Below are 19,656 nucleotides of genomic sequence, written 5' to 3' on the forward strand. Positions count from 1 at the left end.
AATCAATATCATTACAGATGACAACTGGTTTAATCAGATCATCCGGCTTATGGTGCATCAGTTCGATCGCATCAGGAATCTTATCAAAGCCTTCAAACCGATGCGTAATCAACAAGGATGGATCAATCCGACCATTAACCACTAATGAAGCTAGCTTTTCCATCCGTAAGCGACCACCAGGCATCAAACCACCATGAATGGTCTTATGGCCCATACCGACACCCCAGTCGCCAGCATTAAAGACCACATTATCATGACCATTTAGGTAGTTAACATTCCCAATTGAGCCACCGGCTTTAAGCATCTTGACGGCTTCTTCAAAGGTATGTTCAGCGTCACCTCCGGCAATCAAGACTTTATCAACCCCCTGGCCATTCGTAGCCGCTAGAATTTGCTCCGCAATGCCGCCATTGTGGTAATCGATAATATCTGTGGCCCCGTAGGCTTTAGCGACTTCGACCGTCTTTTCCCGCGAGCCAACCGCAAAGACGCGACCGGCACCATGCAGCACGGCACCACGTAAGGCCATCAATCCAACCGGGCCGATCCCGATTACAGCCACGGTGTCCCCAAAGGTCACTCCAGCCATTTCCGAAGCGTGCAAACCAGTTGGAATCATATCGGATAACATGCAAGCTTCCGCCGGGTCGATCTCATCAGGTAAGTGGGCTAAATTACCATCCGCATCATTAACATGGAAACGGGTCCCAAACACCCCATCTTTGATGTTCGAGAATTTCCAACCACCCAACATCCCATCGGAATCGGTGGCGTAACCAGCTTGCGAATAGACATCGGACCAATTAGGGGTAATCGCAGGTACAAGAACCCGATCACCAGGTTGAAAATCTTTAACTTCCCTTCCAACTTCCACTACGACCCCACAAGCTTCATGGCCTAAAATCATATTGGTCCGTGGTCCTAAGGCATCTTCATAGACCGTATGGATATCAGAAGTACAAGGCGCCACTGCTAAAGGTCGAACTAAGGCGTCCCGTTCGCCAACTTTCGGGTCAGCCTTTTCAATAAAGCCGGTCTTTCCCGGTTCAATCATCGCAAATCCACGCATGGTTTATTACCACCTTTCTAAAATGAAACTTATTAAAACGTTTACATCACGATTATAACCTGAATCTCCGGCTTTGTTAATATATTCACATATTAAAATTTTATTAAGCAGATCATTATCTAAAATCATATATACGAAAAAATAGCCAATGGCATTCATTAACCATTGACTATTTATGCTTAGTGCTTCTTAAATGGTACCGCATTTTCTTTGGTAATCTTCGTAATTCCATGGAAGTATGGAACCAAGACTTCAGGCACATCAACTGAACCATCTTCATTTTGGTAGTTTTCTAAAATGGCTGCTACGGTCCGCCCAACCGCCAAACCAGAACCATTCAAGGTATGTACGTATTGTAACTTGCCATTTTCATCCCGGTATTGGGTGTGCATCCGCCGTGCCTGGAAGTCCAAACAGTTGGAACAAGATGACACTTCTCGATACTTTTTTTGCGCTGGCATCCACAATTCCAAATCATGGGTTTCAGAAGCGGTGAAGCTCATATCTCCCGTCGTTAAGGTAATGACGTGGTATGGCAAATTCAACTTCTTTAAAATGTTTTCCGCATTGGCCGTCATCATTTCCAATTCTTCCCATGATTGTTCCGGCTTCGTATACTTCACCATTTCCACCTTGTTAAATTGGTGCATCCGAATCAAGCCCCGCGTATCACGACCAGCAGCTCCCGCTTCCGACCGGAAACTTGGCGATAGGGCCGTAACCCGAATAGGCAAGTCTTCTTCTGGAATCACTTCACCCCGGTAGTAATTCGTCAACGGAACTTCTGCCGTAGGGATCAAAGTCATATTCTCCCCATTTACTTGGTAAACATCTTCTTTAAACTTGGGGAATTGACCAGTCCCGTACATTGATTGGGCGTTAACAATGTATGGTGGTAAGACTTCAGTATAGCCTTCTTGCATGTGTTCATCTAACATGAAGTTGTAGACCGCCCGTTCTAATTGGGCACCGAGGCCGACGTAGTATACAAACCGAGCGCCAGAAACTTTAGCAGCCCGATCAAAATCAAGGATACCTAATTGTTCCCCAATATCCCAGTGATGCTTTGGTTCAAAATCAAATTGCCGAGGTTGACCAACTACCCGTAATTCCTTAGCTCCATCTTCCGTTAGGCTAACTGGAACCCCTTCATGTGGGATGTTTGGTAGGCATGACAATTCATTATGTAATTGTTCATCAACGGCGTTAACTTGTTCATCGAGGCCCTTAATCTTTTCGGCCACGGCTTGCATTTCGGCAATGGCGTCATCAGCTGACTCTTGGTTCCGCTTAGCTTCCCCAATCTTTTTGGAGGCCTCATTCCGTTGAGCCTTTAATTGTTCCGTTTCTTGCAACAATTCACGCCGTTTAACATCTAATGCTAAAATACTGTCAATTTCGGCCGCTTCCACACCCCGGGTGGCTAATTTTTCCTTATACCAATCCGGTTCTTGACGAATTTTCTTTAAATCTAACATATTGGATCTCCTTTGAAATTAATAATAAAAGAGCCATTTCATCCTCACTAGGGACGAAATGGCTCTTTACTCTTTTCCGCGGTACCACCCATGTTTGTCATTGCTGACACACTTTCTTAGCTGATAACGATGGCCAACCGTGTGACATTACTCACCCATGATTCGGTACCGGAGTTTCGGTTCCTAACTTCCACCAACCGTTAGTTCCCTTAAAACCTACTTGAAATACCGCTTGTTTTGAACATTTCTTATTCTAATATACCTGTCAAAATGATGCAAGGCTTCTAATTCTTACTTTTAACTTTTGCTAACGCTTCTTTAACTAGCTTTGGATCCGTCTTCCCAGGATTTAATTCAACTAACTTCCCAGTTTGAATATAAACGACCCATTCGGCTAAGTTAACGATATGATCTCCCGCCCGTTCTAAATTCCGCAGAACTGCTAGATATGCTTCGTAACTAGGAATTGCAGCTTGGTTTTCCGTCATTTTCTTTAAGATTTGCTTTTGTTGTTGGACATGCACAACGTCGACCGCTAGATCTTCTTCGGCCACTTCATACGCCGCCCGTTCATTATCGTTAACAAAAGCATCGAGGACCTTTTCGAGCATTTGTCGAATCGTGTTGGTCGTTGCGTCGATCGCCTGATCAACCGCTTGATCGGTATCAGCTGTCTCCACGTGTTTAGCTGAACGGGCGATATGGGAGGCATAATCGCCTAGTCGTTCAATATCGTTAGAGGCTTTTAGAATCGAAATAATCAACCGAAAATCATTAGCTAACGGTTGTTGGAGGGCCATTAATTTCAGGGCTTGTTTCTCCAGAGTTACTTCTTGATCGTTGATTTGCCGATCCAGTTCCAAGACTTGATCAGCCAGTGCCCGATCATGACTAGTAAAAGCTTTCGTGGCCCGGTAGATTTGTTCGTTAACGTTTATCCCCATCTCCACAAAATGGATCCGTAATTTTTTTAATTCATCTTTAAAAATTTCACTCATTGGTCTCTCCTTAACCAAACTTCCCTGAGAGATAATCAGCCGTCTTGGTCTGTTGCGGATTCATAAACATCTGCTCCGTTGGGTTAAATTCTATCAAATTCCCTTGATCGAGAAAAGCCGTCCAATCCGATGCTCGGGAAGCCTGCTGCATATTGTGGGTCACGATAATAATCGTAAAATGATCCTTTAAGTCATGCAGGGTATTTTCAATTTGACTGGTTGAAATCGGGTCTAGCGCACTCGTCGGTTCATCCATCAAGATGATCTCGGGGCGCACCGCCAGCGTCCGCGCAATGCAGAGCCGTTGTTGTTGTCCACCCGACAGGGATAAGGCACTTTGATGCAACTGATCTTTTACTTCCTCCCATAAAGCGGCTTGCTTTAAGCTCGTTTCCACCCGCTCGTCCAGTAATTGGCGGTCTTTAACCCCATCCAAGCGCAATCCATAAATGACGTTTTCATAGATAGATTTGGGAAAGGGCGTAGGTTGTTGAAAGACCATTCCGATTGATCGCCGGACTTCATAAACATTTATTTCCGGCTGATTAATATCAATTCCGTCAAAGATGATCTGACCAGTCACGGTTGCTAAACCATCATTCATCCGATTGATGGACCGCAACAAAGTCGATTTCCCCGATCCAGACGCTCCAATTAAGGCAGAGATCTGATGCTTAGGAAATTCCATTGAAACCTGATGGACAATGGGCTTATCCCCATAAGCAACACAGACCTTTTGTAATTCTAAGGCACTTTCTTGCATTTTTCACCCTCCTTACATCCGGTTAGCTAGCCATTTCCCCAGCCAGCGTGCTAATAGATTGAAAATTACAATTAAGATAATCAAGACGACGGCCGCACCAGCCGATACACTGATTGCATCTGGGACTAGCCCTTCGGTATTCAATTTCCAGATATGAACGGCTAAGGTTTCCGCTGGTCGCAATGGATTTAAAAAGGAAGTCGGACTGAAAGGATTCCAATCGCTGTACGAAATATTGATTGAGCTTTGTCCCGCCGTGTAAATCAGTGCGGCGGCTTCCCCAAAAATCCGGCCGATGGCGAGAATGGCGCCCGAAACAATCTCAGGAATGGCCATCGGCAGCACAATTTTGGTAATAACCTTCCACCGCGACATGCCTAACCCTAAACCGGCCTGGCGTTGGAGATCTGGAACATTGATTAAGGCCTGTTCGATTGACCGGGTCAAAATCGGTAAATTGATGATCGTTAAAACTACGGCTCCTGCTAAAAGCGAGAAGCCCAAGTGTAATTGAACGACTAAGACTAAGTAACCAAAGAGCCCCACGACGATTGATGGTAGGGAACTCAAGGCATCGATTAGCATCCGTAAACCTGCTGCCAAGCGGCTCCCCTTAGCGTACTCATTTAAATAGATGGCGCCACCCAAGGAAACTGGTAAAGCTAAAATCATCGTCAGGACAACTAAATAAAGAGAATTAAAAATCTGATCACGAATCCCTCCGCCGGCACTAAAGGATGATGAAACGGTCGTGATAAAGCGCCAGGATAAACTTTCAACCCCACTGACAAGAATATAACCAATCAAACTAATAATCAGTAAGCCGGCGATTCCGGCTCCGAAAAGAATAATTCCGGTCATTAGCCGATCAACCTGTATTTTTTTCATGACTTTGCTCTTCCTTTCGTCAATTGTGCCAAACCATTAAAGATGAGGGACATTAATAATAAGACTAAGGCTAAGGACCACAAACCATCATTGGCCGGAGTGCCCATAACACTATTTCCAATTCCAGTAGTAATCACGGATGTTAAGGTCGCCGCTGGATTCATCCAACCATTTGGTAAACTAACTGTATTCCCAATTACCATTTGAACCGCCAAGGCTTCCCCAAAGGCCCGGGCCATTCCAAAAATTAAAGCTGTGATAATGCCACCCTTGGCATAGGGCAAGATCACATGCCAGATAGTTTGCCAGCGGGTCGCCCCTAAGCCCATGGAGCCAATTCGATAAGCCGCTGGGGTTGCTCGAAGCGTATCTACGGTCATCGAAGTAATAGTTAGAAAAATCATCATCACCAAGACAACGATAGCGGCTAACAGACCAAAACCGGTACCGCCGAACCATTGCCGTAATTGAGGCACGACAACCGTTAATCCGATAAACCCATAAATTACCGACGGAATTCCCACCATCAGTTCTACTAAGGACCGAAGTAGATTTTGAAAACGCTCAGGAAGAATTTCGGTAATCGCCAGGGCCACTAATAAGGCTAAAGGTAAGGCGATAAGCCCAGCCACGAGAGTTACTACGAATGAAGTTAAAATCATTGGTAAAGCGCCGAATTTTTCTTCGCTTGGTGACCACTTAACTCCCGTCATAAAATCAAAAACGCCAATCCCATGATTAACAAAGAGGACCACCCCTTTTGTACACAAGAAGATTAGGATAGTGATAACTAGCAAACCGATAATGGCGATTGCTAATCCCACCCAGCACTTACCATGCCGGTCTTGTCGGCTCTCCTTGGATGGTTGTAATAATTTATGTTTAGTCATGATGGTCCTCACTAATTTTAGTTATCTTGCCATTGGCATCCTGTTGTACCTGCATATCATGAATCGATACATAATGTGATTTCTTAACCAAGTTGTTCTGTACGGTAGGCGATTGCACATACTTAATAAATGCTTTCGTTGCCTGACTCGGGTGTTTGATCGTATACAGGTGTTCATATGACCAGATCGGCCAGTATCCCTGGGTGATATTACTGTAAGTAGCTGAAACACCATTGACTTTTAGGACCTTCACCTGTGAATTAACATAGGCAACGGAGACATAAGAAATGGCTCCAGGGACATTAGCAACGATTTGTTTGACTGTCCCATTGGAATCTTGTTCTTGAGCTTGCGTCGTTTTTGACCCCTGCATAACTAACTGTTCAAAGGCCATTCGGGTTCCACTTCCGCTCGCCCGATTAATTACTGTGATTGGTTCATCGGGGCCACCAACTTCCTGCCAGTTGGTAATTTCCCCGGCAAAAATGGCCCGTAATTGTGTCAAACTTAAGTTTTTAACTCCTAATTTTGGATTGACGATCGGCACAATCCCGGTCACGGCCACAATATGGTCATTTAACTTACTAGCATCAATCCCTGATTTTTGTTGGGCAAAGACATCCGACATCCCTATTTCAACTGCTCCCGATGCCACCTGAGAAAGGCCCGTCCCCGAACCACCACCTTGGACAACTACATTTACGGTCGAAGCTTGCTTTTGAAATCCCGGCACTGCTGCTTCAATTAGGGGTTGCAAAGCCGTTGACCCTACACTCGTAATCTTAGCTGACTTGGCTTTGGAATTCGTCTGGTGGGCTAGATAAGCACCAACAACAAATAAAATTATGATCATCAAAGCAAGGAGCCACCAGCGTTGCTTGTGCATTCCTGTCATCCTCCTTTGTTTCCAAGGTAATTTATGTTACAAATATACTGTAAACAACTTATGTAAAACTTCGCCTGGACTTATGTAAAGATTCGGTAAATTATCGGAGGATCTGCTCATTAACCCTTTTTTACTGGTCTCTCAAGACCCCCAATTACAAGAAACGATGCAAGAACTAGCATCGATTAATCATTGGCAAATTGACCAAACTACTACTGCCACTAGTGCTGTCGCTAAAATTGCTCAGGCCTCATACGCCGCGCTTCTGTGGGATTTGGACACGATTAATTTAGAAACTACTTTGGCTACCATGATGTTGCTCCGGCCTGAATTTCATCACCCAATTCTGGTTTGGGTGCAAGCCCCCACAAGTCGTCAATCACGAAAATTATTTCGCGCTAAGGTTGATGATGTATTAGTAAAGACCACACCGCTCGAGGTTCTCTCTGCCCTAATTCAACAACGACTTTGGCTCTATGATCAGAACACTCTGGAACCAGATCCGATCAATAACCCCCCTGAATCTCCAGTGAATCAGCATCAAATTCAGATTGCGAATTGGATAATTGATAAACAAAAAGTGTCAGTTGCTAAGGATCACCAACCAGTCCTGCTAACCAAAAAAGAATTCCAACTGTTGTCCTATTTAGCCGATCATCAGGGCCAAGTCCTCTCCCGTGATCAGCTTTTATCGGGAGTCTGGGGCTATGATGAATTAGGATCATCGCGAATTGTCGATATGCACATTGCCCACCTTCGCGATAAATTAGAAGATGACGACCAAAATCCACAACACCTACTTACCGTCCGAGGCTTTGGCTATAAATTGAGATAAAAAACGAAAATAGGCTAACCGCTACCTTGAATTGATAGCGATTAGCCTGTTTCACTCTCAAAATTCGTGTTGATAACCAACTTGGCTCCGACCATCAGTGGCTGTCACTTTTAACTGGTCCGGAATTCGTTCTTCTAATTCCGTCACGTGACTAATAATACCGACCATCCGTTGCCCCTCAATAGATTGAAGGGCCGTTAAAGCTTCATCAAGTGCCTCTTGATCCAGTGAGCCAAAACCTTCATCAACAAAGAGGGCATCAATCTGCACACCCCCTTGACGTTGCTGCACGACTTCACCTAAAGCTAAAGCCAAAGCTAAGGAAGCCATAAAGCTTTCCCCACCAGAGAGCGTATGGACACTACGGGCCTTGCCTGCATAGTCATCATAAACATCAACTTCCAGGCCATTTTGCGTTGCGCGCGCCGTTAATTCCTGATCTAACACGAATTTATAACGATCATTCGTTAATTGACTGAAGCGCTGATTTGCGACCGTTAAGACCTCATTAAAGTATTGTTGTAAGACGAAGCGTTCCAAACCAAGCTTTTTATCTCCCATCCCCCGTAAGGTTTGCACTAATTGATTTAAGGACCGTAATTTGGTCATCATCGTCGTTTGTTGAGCCATTATTTGGTCAACCTGGCTTATCGTTTGCTGATGTTGATGAAGCCGGGCCTCTAATCGTCCCACTGCTTGCGCTGTTTCTTCAACTTGAGCTTGCTGATCTTTTAATTCTGCACGCACTTGGTCAGCCTCACCAGCCGGTTGCTTAGCCACCTGGGGCTTTAATTCAGCCAAACGACTCTCCACCACTTTTACTGCCCCTTGGTAATCACTTAATTGTTGACGAAGCTGCGGCAGTCGATCAAGCTGGTCAGCAATTTCTTCCATTTGTTCCCAAGATAAGAGCTTAGGCGCTTGTCCTAAAGCGGTCATTAATTGCGCTTTCAGTGCTCCTTGTTCTTGCTCGGTACTTGTTAATTGCTCTGCTAACGTGACTTGCTGTCCCTTTAACTGGTCCAATTTCCCCTGGGCCTCAGTCAAAGCTGCTTGCCACTGATCACGTTCTTTTAATTGACTAGTCAGATGCTTTTGGGCTGATTCTTGGGCTGCTTGTTGGTCCTGTATAATCTTTCCCAGACTATCAGGATCTTGATCAGTAACGTCCATTGCTTGGTTTAGCTGCGCCACTTGTTGATCAATTTGCGCTTGTTCTTCTTGTAGTTGCTGACTAGTTTGCTCAAATTGAGCTTGTAGCTGTGAGTTTTGGGCGCGCACTTTATCCAAGTGACTTTGCGCTTGCTTTACCTCATCTTCCGACACCACAATCAGTTCATCAACCACCACTGGATGCGGATGTTCCCTACTCCCGCATAGCGGACACGGCGATCCTGGTTCTAGTCGTTGAGCTAATCGGCTAATCATCGAACGCGCATATTGGTCATTGATGCTTGTATAACGTTCACTAGCTTCTTGGACTGATTGGCTAGCCACTTGTAATTGACTCTCCAAACTAGCTTGGTTTGACTTAGTGTCTTGATAATGTTTCAAAGCCGTTTGTAAGCGCTGAAAATCATTGGCTAGCTGTGCCCACTGACCGATTTCTTGCATTAAGTGGACTTGGGCTTGATCAAGGTTCCCTAATTGTTTTAACTGGGCTTGCGTTTCGGTAACCACCTGTTGATTATGGTCCCATTCTTGTTGAGCCAGCTGATTTTTTTGACTCAGTTCATCAATCAATTGATGTTGGCGATGATACTGATTAAGTTTAGGAACTTGTCCCTGGACCCACTCGTCCAGTTGGATTTGCTTTGCCACCTGGTCCATCGCTGGCTGTTCTTCAATTAAGGCTTGCTGTTTGACTTGGGTCTGCTCTAATTCAGTTTGAGCCTGTTGCCAGCTTTGCCATTGGCGATCAGCTGCCGTTAAAGTTTGTACCTGGGCCTGTAAGGTTGCTAATTGCTCTTGGGTTTTCGCCAAAGCTGACTGATCTTTTTGAAATAGTTCCTGGGCGTCCGATAACCATTCCTGGGGTTGTTCAGCCTCAATCTCCTCAATTTGCTGCATTAAGGTCGTCAATTGCGTTGTTTGTTGATCACTAGCCGCCTTTAATTGCTTATATTGATTTTGTAAATCATCCACCCACCGTTCATATAACTGAGTACCAAATAAAGACCTTAAAATCGCTTCTTTATCCTTACTAGATGATTCAAGGAATTGGCGAAATTTTCCTTGTGGTAATAAGACAATTTGTCGGAATTGATCAGCGTTTAGATTCAATAAAGCAACGATAACGGCTTTTACATCCCCATCTTTCGTTTTCTCAATTGGTTCGGCTGCATCCAAGGGATAAATTAAGGAAACCTTCCCTCCCAGCTCAACCCATTTCCCGCTTGAACGTCTTATCCTTTGTTTTGGTCGCCGTTCAAGTTGGTATTGAACTCCTTGGTGCTCAAACCAAAATTTCACTGAGGATTCCTGATCATCCGGTGCAAAGTCCGATCGTAACAGTTTAGCTTCCCGATCATCATTGGAGGTTTTGCCAAACAAGGCAAAACTCATCGCATCAAACAGCGTCGTTTTCCCACTGCCCGTTTTTCCACTGATTAAAAAAACTGGCACTTCGCTAAACTGACTGAAATCAATGGTGGCATGTCCATATGGCCCAAAATAGTTCAATTCTAATTTTAATGGTCGCATCCTATTCCCCTTTCTGAACGCGTTGCAAACTCTGAGTCAACCACTCTTTCTGTTCATGATCAAGCCTTTGCCCATCCGTAGCAAAATCATAAAACTTAGCTACCAATTGCATTGGATCGAGCGCTGGATCAATCGTCGTATCAATCTTCATTTGAACCGGGCCATTCACTCGTTGCAAGGCAATGATACGTGGATAAACCTGGCGTAAACGACTCATTACATCAGGAATCATTTCTTGATCCGTTAATTGAATCACCACAAAATCATCTCGATCACCTTCATCAGTCTTTTGCATTAGATCATCAAAGGAGCCTTTAATAATTCGAACATCATGCGCTGGTTTTAAAGGCACCCAGGTTGATTCGCCCGTGGCTGAATCAACAATTCGAACTCCTTTTTGGAGCTCAGCTTCAGAAGCCGACATTTTTAGAGGGGAACCACTGTATTTAATCACTGGATTTTTCAAGGCGTTGGGATTATGCAAATGACCTAAGGTTACATAATCAAACGCCGTTAACAAGTCGACGGGAACGGCATTTAAACCGCCAACTTCAACCTTGGTTTCGGAATCCGTATGGGAACTACCAGCGGCAAAAAAATGGGCAACTAAAACTTGATGCTTATCGGGCGCAAAATGATCCTGCATTTGTGCAACGATACGTTCCATCGCTACCTTGACCGAATGAATCTCATCATCACCAAAGTAATTACGCACTGCCTGTAATTCAAAATAGGGCAATAAAAAGAATTGGGTATCACCAATCACAATGGGCTCGAACGCTTGTGATAATTGGGTATGTAAATAAAATTGCGTTGCACTATACCAGGCATCACCCGTCGCCAACCGGGCGGCCGAATCATGATTACCACTAATCGCTAAAATTGGGAGTCGATCTTGAAGGTTCAATCTTTGCAGTTCCGCATTTAATTCACTAACGGCCTCTTCACTAGGTGCACCGCGGTCATATAAATCCCCTGCAATCACAATTGCATCCACTTTTTGTTCCAAAGCGATCGCCTCGATTTGTTGAAAAATATGTTTTTGTTCTTTTAAGAGGTCATAACCATGTAAAGATTTTCCGACATGCCAATCGGCTGTATGTAAAAATCGCATTGTCTTCCTACTTTCTTAAATTTTAATTAATCCGCCAAATTTTACGGAATTTTTATATTTGTTAGCAACTAAAGATGTTATTATTACTAATGTTATAGTTCGCACAAAATTCAATATTTGTGCCAGTAAGAGGAAAAACTATGAAAAAATTAAACGATCACCCGACCGCTAAGTTTATTCTTCGTACTTTATTTTACTTCATTATTTTAATGATCTTAATTTATATGTACGGATATTTTGGCGCTGGGGAAGCCCCATTCATCTATAACGAATTCTAAGGAGGATGATTGTGATGAACAACCTAATCTGGTCCATTGATCAAGTGGCTAGTCAACACCCAACGACCATCGCCTATGATGAAATGGGCCGCTTAAATACTTATCAAGACCTTAAAAACTACTCTGATGCTTTGGCTACTTGGCTCGATCAAAACTCAGCTCTCGACTTGCACCAACCAATTCTTTTCTATGGTGACCATCAATTCACAATGGTAGCTGGTTTTATTGGATCACTAAAAGCCGGTCACTCTTATATTCCCGTTGAAACAGGGACAGCCTCAACCCGGCTTGCTTCAATTATCGAAACCGGTCAGCCTGGGTTAGTGGTGGCCATCGATGATTTCCCAGCAGGTGAAGTTAATTATAATGGCCCAGTGTTGACCAGTGATCAATTAACCGAAATCATGCATCATCAAGTAAATTATCAACTAGATCATGTCGTTGATGGTGATCAATTATTCTACATTCTCTTTACTTCCGGGACCACCGGTTCTCCTAAGGGGGTAGAAATTTCTCATGACAACATCAACTCCTTTGCTAGATGGATGTTATCTGATGATTTTAAGATTCCTCAAGGACAAACCTTTTTAGGTCAACCACCATACTCTTTTGATCTTTCAGGAATGTTTTGGCTTCCCGCGCTCTTATCTGGCGGGACCATTAGGGCTTTGCCTTCAGAAGTTGTAAAAAACTTCGGTCAACTCTTCACCGTTCTCCCAAGTTTGGATTTGAATGTTTATGTTTCAACCCCATCCTTGGCCGACATGTTAATGCTAAGTCCGGACTTCAGCGAAGCCAAGATGCCAGGGTTAACCCACTTCCTCTTTTGTGGTGAGGAACTCACGGTTAATACCGCCAAGCGCCTGAAGGAACGCTTCCCTCACGCCCATATTTTTAATACTTATGGGCCAACCGAAGCAGCCGTAGCGATTACCAGCGTTGAGATCACCCAAGAAATGGTGGATACCCTAAAGCGTCTGCCAGTCGGCAAGGTTAAGGCCAATACGACTACTTCAATTTGGGATGGTGATCAAGAAATCACCACGCCAAAAACGGAAGGTGAATTGGTGATTACCGGTGACAGTGTCGCTCGTGGCTACTTAAACAACCCAACTAAGACTCAACAAAACTTTTTTAAGTTAAATGGGATCCAGTCTTATCGGACGGGTGATGCAGCCATGATTGATGAAGATGGAATGCACTACATTGTCGGCCGGATGGACTTTCAAATTAAGCTCCACGGGTTCCGGATCGAGCTTGATGAAGTGCGCAGCAGTATCGAAACTAGTCCGCTCGTTAAACAAGCTGTGGCGGTCCCGAAGTATGATGCTAATCATCGTGCGACGCACTTGATCGCTTACATTATTCCAAATGACCCAGTGGATGACGAAGCCGAATTCACAAAAGCGTTACGGAACGATTTGAAGGACCGGGTCATGGAGTACATGATGCCGACTCAATTCGTCTACGTTGACGATTTCCCGAAATCGGCCAATGGTAAGATTGCCATTAAACAAATGATTGCGGAGGCTAATCAATAATGCTGAATTGGTTACAAACCCTCCCCAACTATTCGGCCTACGGATCACCGACTTACTTTATCTACCTAATTATCGCCATCATTCCCCTAATGATCGGGATCTATTTTGGTAAGCGCTTGGTCTGGTATGAGGCTTTCGTTAGCTTTCTATTCATCTTCTTTATGTTCACTGGCTCCAGCGTCCAGCAAGGCTGTTCACTGATTGCTTATATTATTTATGAGACGATTTTGGTAATGTGGTATTTCTACTATCGCCAAAAGCATAATACCAGCTGGGTCTTTTATCTCCTCGCCTTCCTTTCGATCTTACCCTTAGTCATTGTGAAGGTAACGCCCGCCATGGTTGGGCATAACTCTCTCCTTGGCTTTATGGGGATTTCTTATCTTACTTTCCGGGCGGTTGGGACCATCATTGAAACTCGTGATGGGGTCTTAAAAGAACTTAACTGGTGGAAATTTATTCGTTTTATGGTCTTCATGCCAACTATTACTTCTGGGCCAATTGATCGTTATCGGCGCTTTGCGACTGATTACCAAGCGGTTCCGGAACGCCAAGAATATCTCAAAATGGTCGACAAAGCGATCTACTATCTATTCTTGGGTTTCCTTTATAAATTTGTAATTACCTACTTTTTTGCGATGCAATGGCAACCTTTTATGGAAAAAATGGCCATGCTTAGCGCCCCTCACCTTTCTTGGTGGGTCGTCGGCGTGGCCTACACGTACGCCGGTAATTTATTCTTCGACTTTGCCGGTTACTCGCTCTTTGCCGTTGGGATCTCATATCTAATGGGTGTTAAGACTCCGATGAACTTTAATAAACCATTTAGTTCACCGAACATTAAAGAATTCTGGAATCGTTGGCACATGACCTTGTCATTCTGGTTCCGTGATTATATCTTTATGCGCTTTGTCTTCTTAGCGACTAAGAAGCGCTGGTTTAAGAGTCGGAATGCCCTTTCGTCAACTGCGTACATGCTGAACATGATTATCATGGGATTCTGGCATGGGGTCACCTGGTACTACATTCTTTATGGGTTCCTACATGGGTTAGCCCTAGTGGTTAACGATGCTTGGTTACGCTACAAGCAGAAGCACTTTAAAAATCTTAAGTCCACTTGGTTGACCAAGGGGATCGCGATCTTGATTACTTTTAATTTTGTTGTCTTTACTTTCCTGATCTTCTCAGGATTCTTAAATAAGTTATGGTTTACACATTAATTGATCTTTAGGAGGAATTTATTATGAACGAAAAAATCCAAGAATTATTAGCTGCTGCTGCTGGTCGTGATGTGGCTGACTTCGCAGATCATGATGAAAACATCTTTACTTCAGGTAAAATCGATTCCATGTCAACTGTCCAATTCCTTTTCTCCTTACAAGAAGAATATGGAATTCAAGTCCCCGTTTCTGAATTTGATCGTGACCAATGGAGCACCATTAACTTAATTGCTGATCGGGTAAAGGAATTACAATAATGAAAAAACCAGCTAAACAGCTTTGGCTCGTGCTAGGGCCGCTGTTCGTTGCTGCACTCTTATGTTTATTGGTATTTGCCTATCCTTGGAGTGGAAAACGGAGTCAAGCAACCTTGCAAAGAGCCGCAGTATCATTGAGTAATGTGGTTTTTAAAAACCGCGACTTAAAAGTACAAGCGCTCAGTGATAAATCAAAACACTATGTGGCCTTTTTTGGCTCGAGTGAATTAAACCGGATGGATAAATACCATCCATCTGTAATGGCGGCTAAATACCACAACTATACTCCCTTCTTATTTGGTTCTCGGGGAACGCAGTCATTGCCACAAATGTTGAATATGACAATGATGAGTAAACAGTTAACCAACAAAAAGGCCGTTTTTATTATTTCTCCCCAATGGTTTACCAAGCCTGGGGTTGATAAAATGGCATTTGCTTATTACACAGGCTCTTATAGTGATATTTACTGGCTCTTGCAGGCCAACCCTAAGTCCGCCTATGACCGCTACACTGCTCAACGGTTAATTGAGCTTTTAGGCACGGATGGGACCATCCCTAACGCGGCTAAGCGAATTGCTAGCGGGAAGGTCTTAACCGGCTTTGAACGCCGGTGGCTATCATTTCGGATGAGTTTACTCGCCCATGAGGATAATCTTTTTAGTGGTTATTTCTTGAATAATAACTATCAAAAGAAGATCGTGCCGGATGAAGAAGCGTTACCGGTTACCTATAATTACTCCAAACTCTATCAACAGGCCGCTAAAGATAAGGCTAAACAATCCAAGAATAATCATCTCGGAATTATTGATAGTTTCTATCGGAAGCAATTACGTGGTAAATACTGGTCGACGAAGAATTCGCAACGGCACTTCGATTATTATAAGTCACCTGAATATGGTGATTTTGAGACCGTCTTAAAGCAATTCCAAAAGACTAATACCAACGTAATCTTTGTGATTACCCCGGTTAACGAGAAATGGGAAAAACATACCGGAATGAGTATGAAGATGTACTATCAAACCGTCAATAAGATTAAATTCCAGCTTCAATCCCAGGGCTTCAATAATATTGTTGATTTCTCTCACAAGGGGAACCAAAGTTCATTTATGAACGATACGATTCACCTCGGTTGGTCCGGTTGGGTTGATTTTGATCGTCAAGTTTCCCGGTTCATAGAGAACAAGCAAGCATCACCTAATTATCACGTTAATGATGTTTTCTTATCCAAGAAGTGGACTAATTTGATTCCAACCACTAATAATTTAAAGCAGTTCCAAAAAACGGAATTAAAATAGCATTTTTAAAAGCAGGTTACCCATTTGGGAGTTAACCTGCTTTTGTGTTGAATCTAGTAATTTAGGTTTGCTATAAAAAAATCAAAACGGCCATCAGAACTAGGCACTCTCCCATTCTGATGACCGTTTTTCTATTTACATTTCATCTGGCGCTTTAATATCAAGCATTAACAGCGCGTACTTCAAAACATGACTGATGGCTTGTACTACCGCCAAGCGCGCATCTCGTTGCTCATCGTCAACCAAGATCCGGGTATGTGCATAGTAACGGTTGAAGCGCTTAGCTAATTCTAAAGCAAACTTAGCGATAACGCTTGGATCATAATTATCCGCAGCCCGTTGAATGACATCGGCAAAGCGGCCCATAAAGGAAACTAATTCCCATTCTTCGGCACCAATCTTCGTTAAGTCGACTTGAGAGAAGTCCCGCAGACCACCTTTACGTAAAATACTTTCGGCCCGCGCCCGGGAATATTGGACATAAGGTCCCGTCTCCCCTTCAAACTTAACCACTTCATCGAGATTAAAGTCAACGGCATTGCGCCGGTTGTTCTTCAAATCGTGGAAAATGACAGCACCGACTCCGACTTGTTTAGCGACTTCATCAGCATTGGCTAAATCAGGGTTCTTTTCCGCAATTTGTTGGCGCGCTAAATCAATCGAGTCGTTTAAGACATCTTCTAAGGAAACGGTATTCCCCTTCCGCGTTGACATCTTTTGTCCGTTAATACTCATTAAGCCAAAGGAGATGTGCTCAATCTGATCATACCAGTTAAAGCCCATTTCCTTTAGTCCGGCCTTTAATTGATTGAAATAAGCTTCTTGTTCAGCTCCTACCACGTAGAGTGACTTTGCATGGCCAAACATCCGCTTCCGGTAAAGGGCAGTAGCAATATCCCGGGTAATGTATGTCGAGGTCCCATTACTCTTGATGATTAACAGCGGTGGTAAATCATACTTTTCAAGGTCAACGATTTCGGCCCCTTGGCTCTTTTTCAGGAGCTTTTTATCCCGCAATAATTGAATTGATTCCCCCATTTTTTGAGCACTAAAAGCTTCCCCATTGAAGGAGTCAAAGTTCACATCCAACATCTTGTAGACCCGTTGGAAACGTTCCAAGGAAATTGATCGGAACCAACGCCATAATTGCCAAGCTTCTTCATCGCCGTGTTCCAATTTGGCAAACCATTCCCGGCCCATGTCATCATATTCGGGATGTTCATCAGCTTCCCGACTAATTCGGACATAATAACTTAATAAGACGTTAATGGGATCCTTAGCAACTTCTTCTTCGCTTCCCCACATTTTGTAAGCGGCCATCATCTTCCCAAATTGGGTACCCCAGTCACCAAGATAATCAATCCGAATCGGCTTATAATGTTCTTTTTCGAGAATCCGAGCAATTGACTCCCCAATCATGGTCGAACGTAAATGCCCCATTCCCATCGGTTTGGCAATGTTAGGTGATGAAAATTCAACGCTGGCCGGAGCATTGTGTCCCAGATCACGGCGACCATAGTTGGCTGGATCAGCTAAAATAGCCTTTAAAATATCGGCCCCGACTTGCCCCTGGTTCATGTAAAAGTTGATGTAAGGCCCAGCTTGGACTACTTTTTCATATTTACTCGTGTCTAATTTGGCAATTAAATCTGCCGCAATCGCTTGCGGGGCCTGATGTAACTGTTTGGCTAAGAAAAAAGTAGGAAAAGCAAAGTCCCCGTTATTGCTATCCTTTGGCCGTTCGATTTTACTTTCGATTTCGGCGACCGAAAGCTCTGGCAAGACCGTTTGTAGGGTCATCGCAATTTGTGCTTGTTCGTTCATCGCATCCTCCTGTTTTTTATCTTGTCGTCTGAATGACGTTCGTTTATTCTCAATCCTAACAATTATAGCAAGGTTGATAAGGGTTATTCAACGATCATCGCTGATTTATGAAGCAATTAAGGTATAATACTAATTATTAAGATAAAAGGAAGTTATCATGCCATCAAAAAGATATCAACAATCACCAAGTCGGCCAACTCGACGACCGATACCACCAATTGAAGTTGCCATCGGTGACCGGTTTCCCCTAACGATTAAGAAACTGGGTATTAACGGCCAAGGAATTGGTTATTTTAAGCATAAAGTATGTTTTGTGCCCCAAACTATTCCCGGTGAAATCATTGTTGCTGAAGTGACGGCCGTTCACGAAAAGTATCTTGAAGCTAAGATTCATCGCCTAAAAAAGGCTAGTCCAGATCGTGTTCCTCCCAAGGACGACTATGCTGGCTTGGCTGGCGGTTTTGAATTAGAACATCTTGCTTATCAGCGCCAATTAGCATATAAACGTCAAGTGGTCCTTGATAGTTTAGCTAAATTCAGACCATTTGGTTATCAACACTATCAGGTGCGTCCAACCATCGCGGCCCCGCATCCTTATGGTTACCGGAATAAAGCCCAGTTCCAAATCCGCCAAATTGACGGGCAAGTCGTGGCGGGTCTTTATCGGGCTAATAGCCACGAGGTTATCGATATGGTCACCTGTGCGGTTCAAATGCCCGCAACGATGCAAGCAATGCGCCAATTAGTCCAATGGATCCAAGAACTCCAAATCCCCGTCTATGATGAGGAAGCTAATAGTGGAATTATTAAAACTATTGCTATTCGAGAATCCCGCAGTACCGGTGAAATCCAGGTTACCTTCATCACCAATAGTCGCAAACTCCCCCATAAACGCCTCCTACTGGACAAAATCCAAACTGAACTCCCCGCTGTTAGGTCGGTCATGCAAAACTTCAACCCTGGTGATACACCCCTGATCTGGGGAAAGGAGACCACCAAATTAGCAGGTGATGACTATCTAACCGAAAGTTTGATGGGATTAGACTTTCACTTATCCGCCCGCTCCTTTTTACAATTACATCCAGAACAAACGGAAACCCTGTATGAGGAAGCCGCTAAGGCTATCGATTTAACGCCTAACGATACCCTGATTGATGCCTACGCCGGAATTGGTACCATTGGTCTTTCCCTAGCAAGTCGGGTTAAACGAGTTCTCGGTATGGAAACGATTCCTGAAGCCGTTGCTGATGCCAATCGAAATGCCGCTTTAAATGAGATTACCAATGCGCGATATGAAGTCGGAACCGCCGAAGAAGTCATGCCTAGATGGCGTCAAGAAGGTCTTACCTTTGATGCAATCATTGTGGATCCGCCACGAACTGGTTTAGATCAGGTCTTTATTGACCAGATCCTTCAAGAAAAGCCCCATAAATTCGCCTATATTTCATGTAATATGGCCACCCTCGCTCGGAACCTGACTCGCCTTATCCCTACCTATCGCGTGGATTATATTCAACCGATTGATATGATGCCTCAAACGCCACGCTGTGAAGCGGTTGTTAAATTGGTGCTTAATGACCACCATCATCAATAAACCCTTATCTTCTTAAAATGAAA

17 protein-coding genes are annotated in these 19,656 nt (G+C 43.8%); 7 read left to right on the forward strand and 10 right to left on the reverse strand.

Features of this window, described 5'->3' with window-relative positions; translation table 11 throughout:
- The 7 genes from PS3_RS00850 to PS3_RS00880 form a co-directional block, all read right to left on the reverse strand.
- Positions 1–1,069 (reverse strand): NAD(P)-dependent alcohol dehydrogenase (locus PS3_RS00850; protein ID WP_040467830.1); only part of this gene is annotated, 1,069 nt, incomplete at its 3' end.
- Positions 1,070–1,248: 179 nt separating this feature from the next.
- A complete protein-coding gene (gene serS / locus PS3_RS00855; protein ID WP_007121704.1) occupies positions 1,249–2,547 on the reverse strand; it encodes a serine--tRNA ligase in 1,299 nt (432 codons plus the stop codon).
- Between the two features lie 284 nt (positions 2,548–2,831).
- A complete protein-coding gene (phoU, locus tag PS3_RS00860; protein ID WP_007121705.1) occupies positions 2,832–3,545 on the reverse strand; it encodes a phosphate signaling complex protein PhoU in 714 nt (237 codons plus the stop codon).
- 10 nt (positions 3,546–3,555) lie between these two features.
- Positions 3,556–4,308, reverse strand: coding sequence for a phosphate ABC transporter ATP-binding protein PstB (gene pstB / locus PS3_RS10230; RefSeq protein ID WP_007121706.1), 753 nt, complete (start codon positions 4,306–4,308; stop codon positions 3,556–3,558).
- Between the two features lie 12 nt (positions 4,309–4,320).
- Positions 4,321–5,196: a phosphate ABC transporter permease PstA gene (pstA, locus tag PS3_RS10235; protein WP_007121707.1), complete on the reverse strand. Its 876-nt coding sequence runs from the start codon at positions 5,194–5,196 to the stop codon at positions 4,321–4,323.
- Complete coding sequence (gene pstC, locus PS3_RS00875) at positions 5,193–6,086, reverse strand: phosphate ABC transporter permease subunit PstC (protein WP_007121708.1); 894 nt, start codon at positions 6,084–6,086, stop codon at positions 5,193–5,195. The genes pstA and pstC overlap by 4 nt, the downstream gene beginning before the upstream one ends.
- Complete coding sequence (locus PS3_RS00880) at positions 6,079–6,972, reverse strand: phosphate ABC transporter substrate-binding protein (protein ID WP_007121709.1); 894 nt, start codon at positions 6,970–6,972, stop codon at positions 6,079–6,081. Before PS3_RS00880 ends, pstC begins: the two co-directional genes overlap by 8 nt.
- 166 nt (positions 6,973–7,138) lie before the next feature.
- Here PS3_RS00880 and PS3_RS00885 point away from each other — a divergent pair, with 166 nt between their 5' ends.
- On the forward strand, positions 7,139–7,807 hold the full coding sequence (locus PS3_RS00885) for a winged helix-turn-helix transcriptional regulator (RefSeq protein WP_050950784.1): 669 nt from the start codon (positions 7,139–7,141) through the stop codon (positions 7,805–7,807).
- Positions 7,808–7,864: 57 nt separating this feature from the next.
- Here PS3_RS00885 and PS3_RS00890 read toward each other — a convergent pair whose 3' ends face one another.
- Together PS3_RS00890 and PS3_RS00895 are read right to left on the reverse strand one after the other, a co-directional pair.
- Positions 7,865–10,510: an AAA family ATPase gene (locus tag PS3_RS00890; RefSeq protein WP_007121711.1), complete on the reverse strand. Its 2,646-nt coding sequence runs from the start codon at positions 10,508–10,510 to the stop codon at positions 7,865–7,867.
- Between the two features lies 1 nt (position 10,511).
- On the reverse strand, positions 10,512–11,624 hold the full coding sequence (locus PS3_RS00895; protein ID WP_007121712.1) for an exonuclease SbcCD subunit D: 1,113 nt from the start codon (positions 11,622–11,624) through the stop codon (positions 10,512–10,514).
- Positions 11,625–11,764: 140 nt separating this feature from the next.
- Here PS3_RS00895 and PS3_RS00900 point away from each other — a divergent pair, with 140 nt between their 5' ends.
- The 5 genes from PS3_RS00900 to dltD are packed head-to-tail and all read left to right on the forward strand — an operon-like array spanning position 11,765 to position 16,215.
- A complete protein-coding gene (locus PS3_RS00900; RefSeq protein ID WP_040467832.1) occupies positions 11,765–11,902 on the forward strand; it encodes a teichoic acid D-Ala incorporation-associated protein DltX in 138 nt (45 codons plus the stop codon).
- 11 nt (positions 11,903–11,913) lie between these two features.
- Positions 11,914–13,443, forward strand: coding sequence for a D-alanine--poly(phosphoribitol) ligase subunit DltA (gene dltA, locus PS3_RS00905; protein WP_007121713.1), 1,530 nt, complete (start codon positions 11,914–11,916; stop codon positions 13,441–13,443).
- On the forward strand, positions 13,443–14,663 hold the full coding sequence (gene dltB, locus PS3_RS00910) for a D-alanyl-lipoteichoic acid biosynthesis protein DltB (RefSeq protein ID WP_007121714.1): 1,221 nt from the start codon (positions 13,443–13,445) through the stop codon (positions 14,661–14,663). The genes dltA and dltB overlap by 1 nt, the downstream gene beginning before the upstream one ends.
- Before the next feature lie 23 nt (positions 14,664–14,686).
- Entirely contained in the window at positions 14,687–14,920 is a 234-nt protein-coding gene (gene dltC, locus PS3_RS00915; protein WP_040467834.1) for a D-alanine--poly(phosphoribitol) ligase subunit DltC, read from the forward strand.
- Positions 14,920–16,215, forward strand: a complete 1,296-nt coding sequence (gene dltD / locus PS3_RS00920; protein ID WP_007121716.1) for a D-alanyl-lipoteichoic acid biosynthesis protein DltD — start codon at positions 14,920–14,922, stop codon at positions 16,213–16,215. Before dltC ends, dltD begins: the two co-directional genes overlap by 1 nt.
- Before the next feature lie 135 nt (positions 16,216–16,350).
- On the opposite strand, the gene argS is transcribed toward dltD, so the two are convergent.
- A complete protein-coding gene (gene argS / locus PS3_RS00925; RefSeq protein WP_007121717.1) occupies positions 16,351–18,039 on the reverse strand; it encodes an arginine--tRNA ligase in 1,689 nt (562 codons plus the stop codon).
- A 157-nt stretch (positions 18,040–18,196) separates the two neighbouring features.
- Between argS and rlmD the strand changes: the two genes are divergently transcribed.
- Entirely contained in the window at positions 18,197–19,633 is a 1,437-nt protein-coding gene (gene rlmD, locus PS3_RS00930; RefSeq protein ID WP_007121718.1) for a 23S rRNA (uracil(1939)-C(5))-methyltransferase RlmD, read from the forward strand.
- Positions 19,634–19,656 lie beyond the last annotated feature (23 nt).

This window comes from Limosilactobacillus gastricus PS3 (assembly GCF_000247775.1).
GTDB classification, from domain to species: Bacteria; Bacillota; Bacilli; order Lactobacillales; family Lactobacillaceae; genus Limosilactobacillus; species Limosilactobacillus gastricus_A.

Excerpts from the sequence above, each read along its gene's own strand:
- serS (WP_007121704.1), bottom strand. The coding sequence starts at position 2,547 with ATGTTAGATTTAAAGAAAATTCGTCAAGAACCGGATTGGTATAAGGAA.
- phoU (WP_007121705.1), bottom strand. The coding sequence starts at position 3,545 with ATGAGTGAAATTTTTAAAGATGAATTAAAAAAATTACGGATCCATTTT.
- pstB (WP_007121706.1), bottom strand. The coding sequence starts at position 4,308 with ATGCAAGAAAGTGCCTTAGAATTACAAAAGGTCTGTGTTGCTTATGGG.
- pstA (WP_007121707.1), bottom strand. The coding sequence starts at position 5,196 with ATGAAAAAAATACAGGTTGATCGGCTAATGACCGGAATTATTCTTTTC.
- pstC (WP_007121708.1), bottom strand. The coding sequence starts at position 6,086 with ATGACTAAACATAAATTATTACAACCATCCAAGGAGAGCCGACAAGAC.
- PS3_RS00880 (WP_007121709.1), bottom strand. The coding sequence starts at position 6,972 with ATGCACAAGCAACGCTGGTGGCTCCTTGCTTTGATGATCATAATTTTA.
- PS3_RS00885 (WP_050950784.1), top strand. The coding sequence starts at position 7,139 with ATGCAAGAACTAGCATCGATTAATCATTGGCAAATTGACCAAACTACT.
- PS3_RS00890 (WP_007121711.1), bottom strand. The coding sequence starts at position 10,510 with ATGCGACCATTAAAATTAGAATTGAACTATTTTGGGCCATATGGACAT.
- PS3_RS00895 (WP_007121712.1), bottom strand. The coding sequence starts at position 11,624 with ATGCGATTTTTACATACAGCCGATTGGCATGTCGGAAAATCTTTACAT.
- PS3_RS00900 (WP_040467832.1), top strand. The coding sequence starts at position 11,765 with ATGAAAAAATTAAACGATCACCCGACCGCTAAGTTTATTCTTCGTACT.
- dltB (WP_007121714.1), top strand. The coding sequence starts at position 13,443 with ATGCTGAATTGGTTACAAACCCTCCCCAACTATTCGGCCTACGGATCA.
- dltC (WP_040467834.1), top strand. The coding sequence starts at position 14,687 with ATGAACGAAAAAATCCAAGAATTATTAGCTGCTGCTGCTGGTCGTGAT.
- dltD (WP_007121716.1), top strand. The coding sequence starts at position 14,920 with ATGAAAAAACCAGCTAAACAGCTTTGGCTCGTGCTAGGGCCGCTGTTC.
- argS (WP_007121717.1), bottom strand. The coding sequence starts at position 18,039 with ATGAACGAACAAGCACAAATTGCGATGACCCTACAAACGGTCTTGCCA.
- rlmD (WP_007121718.1), top strand. The coding sequence starts at position 18,197 with ATGCCATCAAAAAGATATCAACAATCACCAAGTCGGCCAACTCGACGA.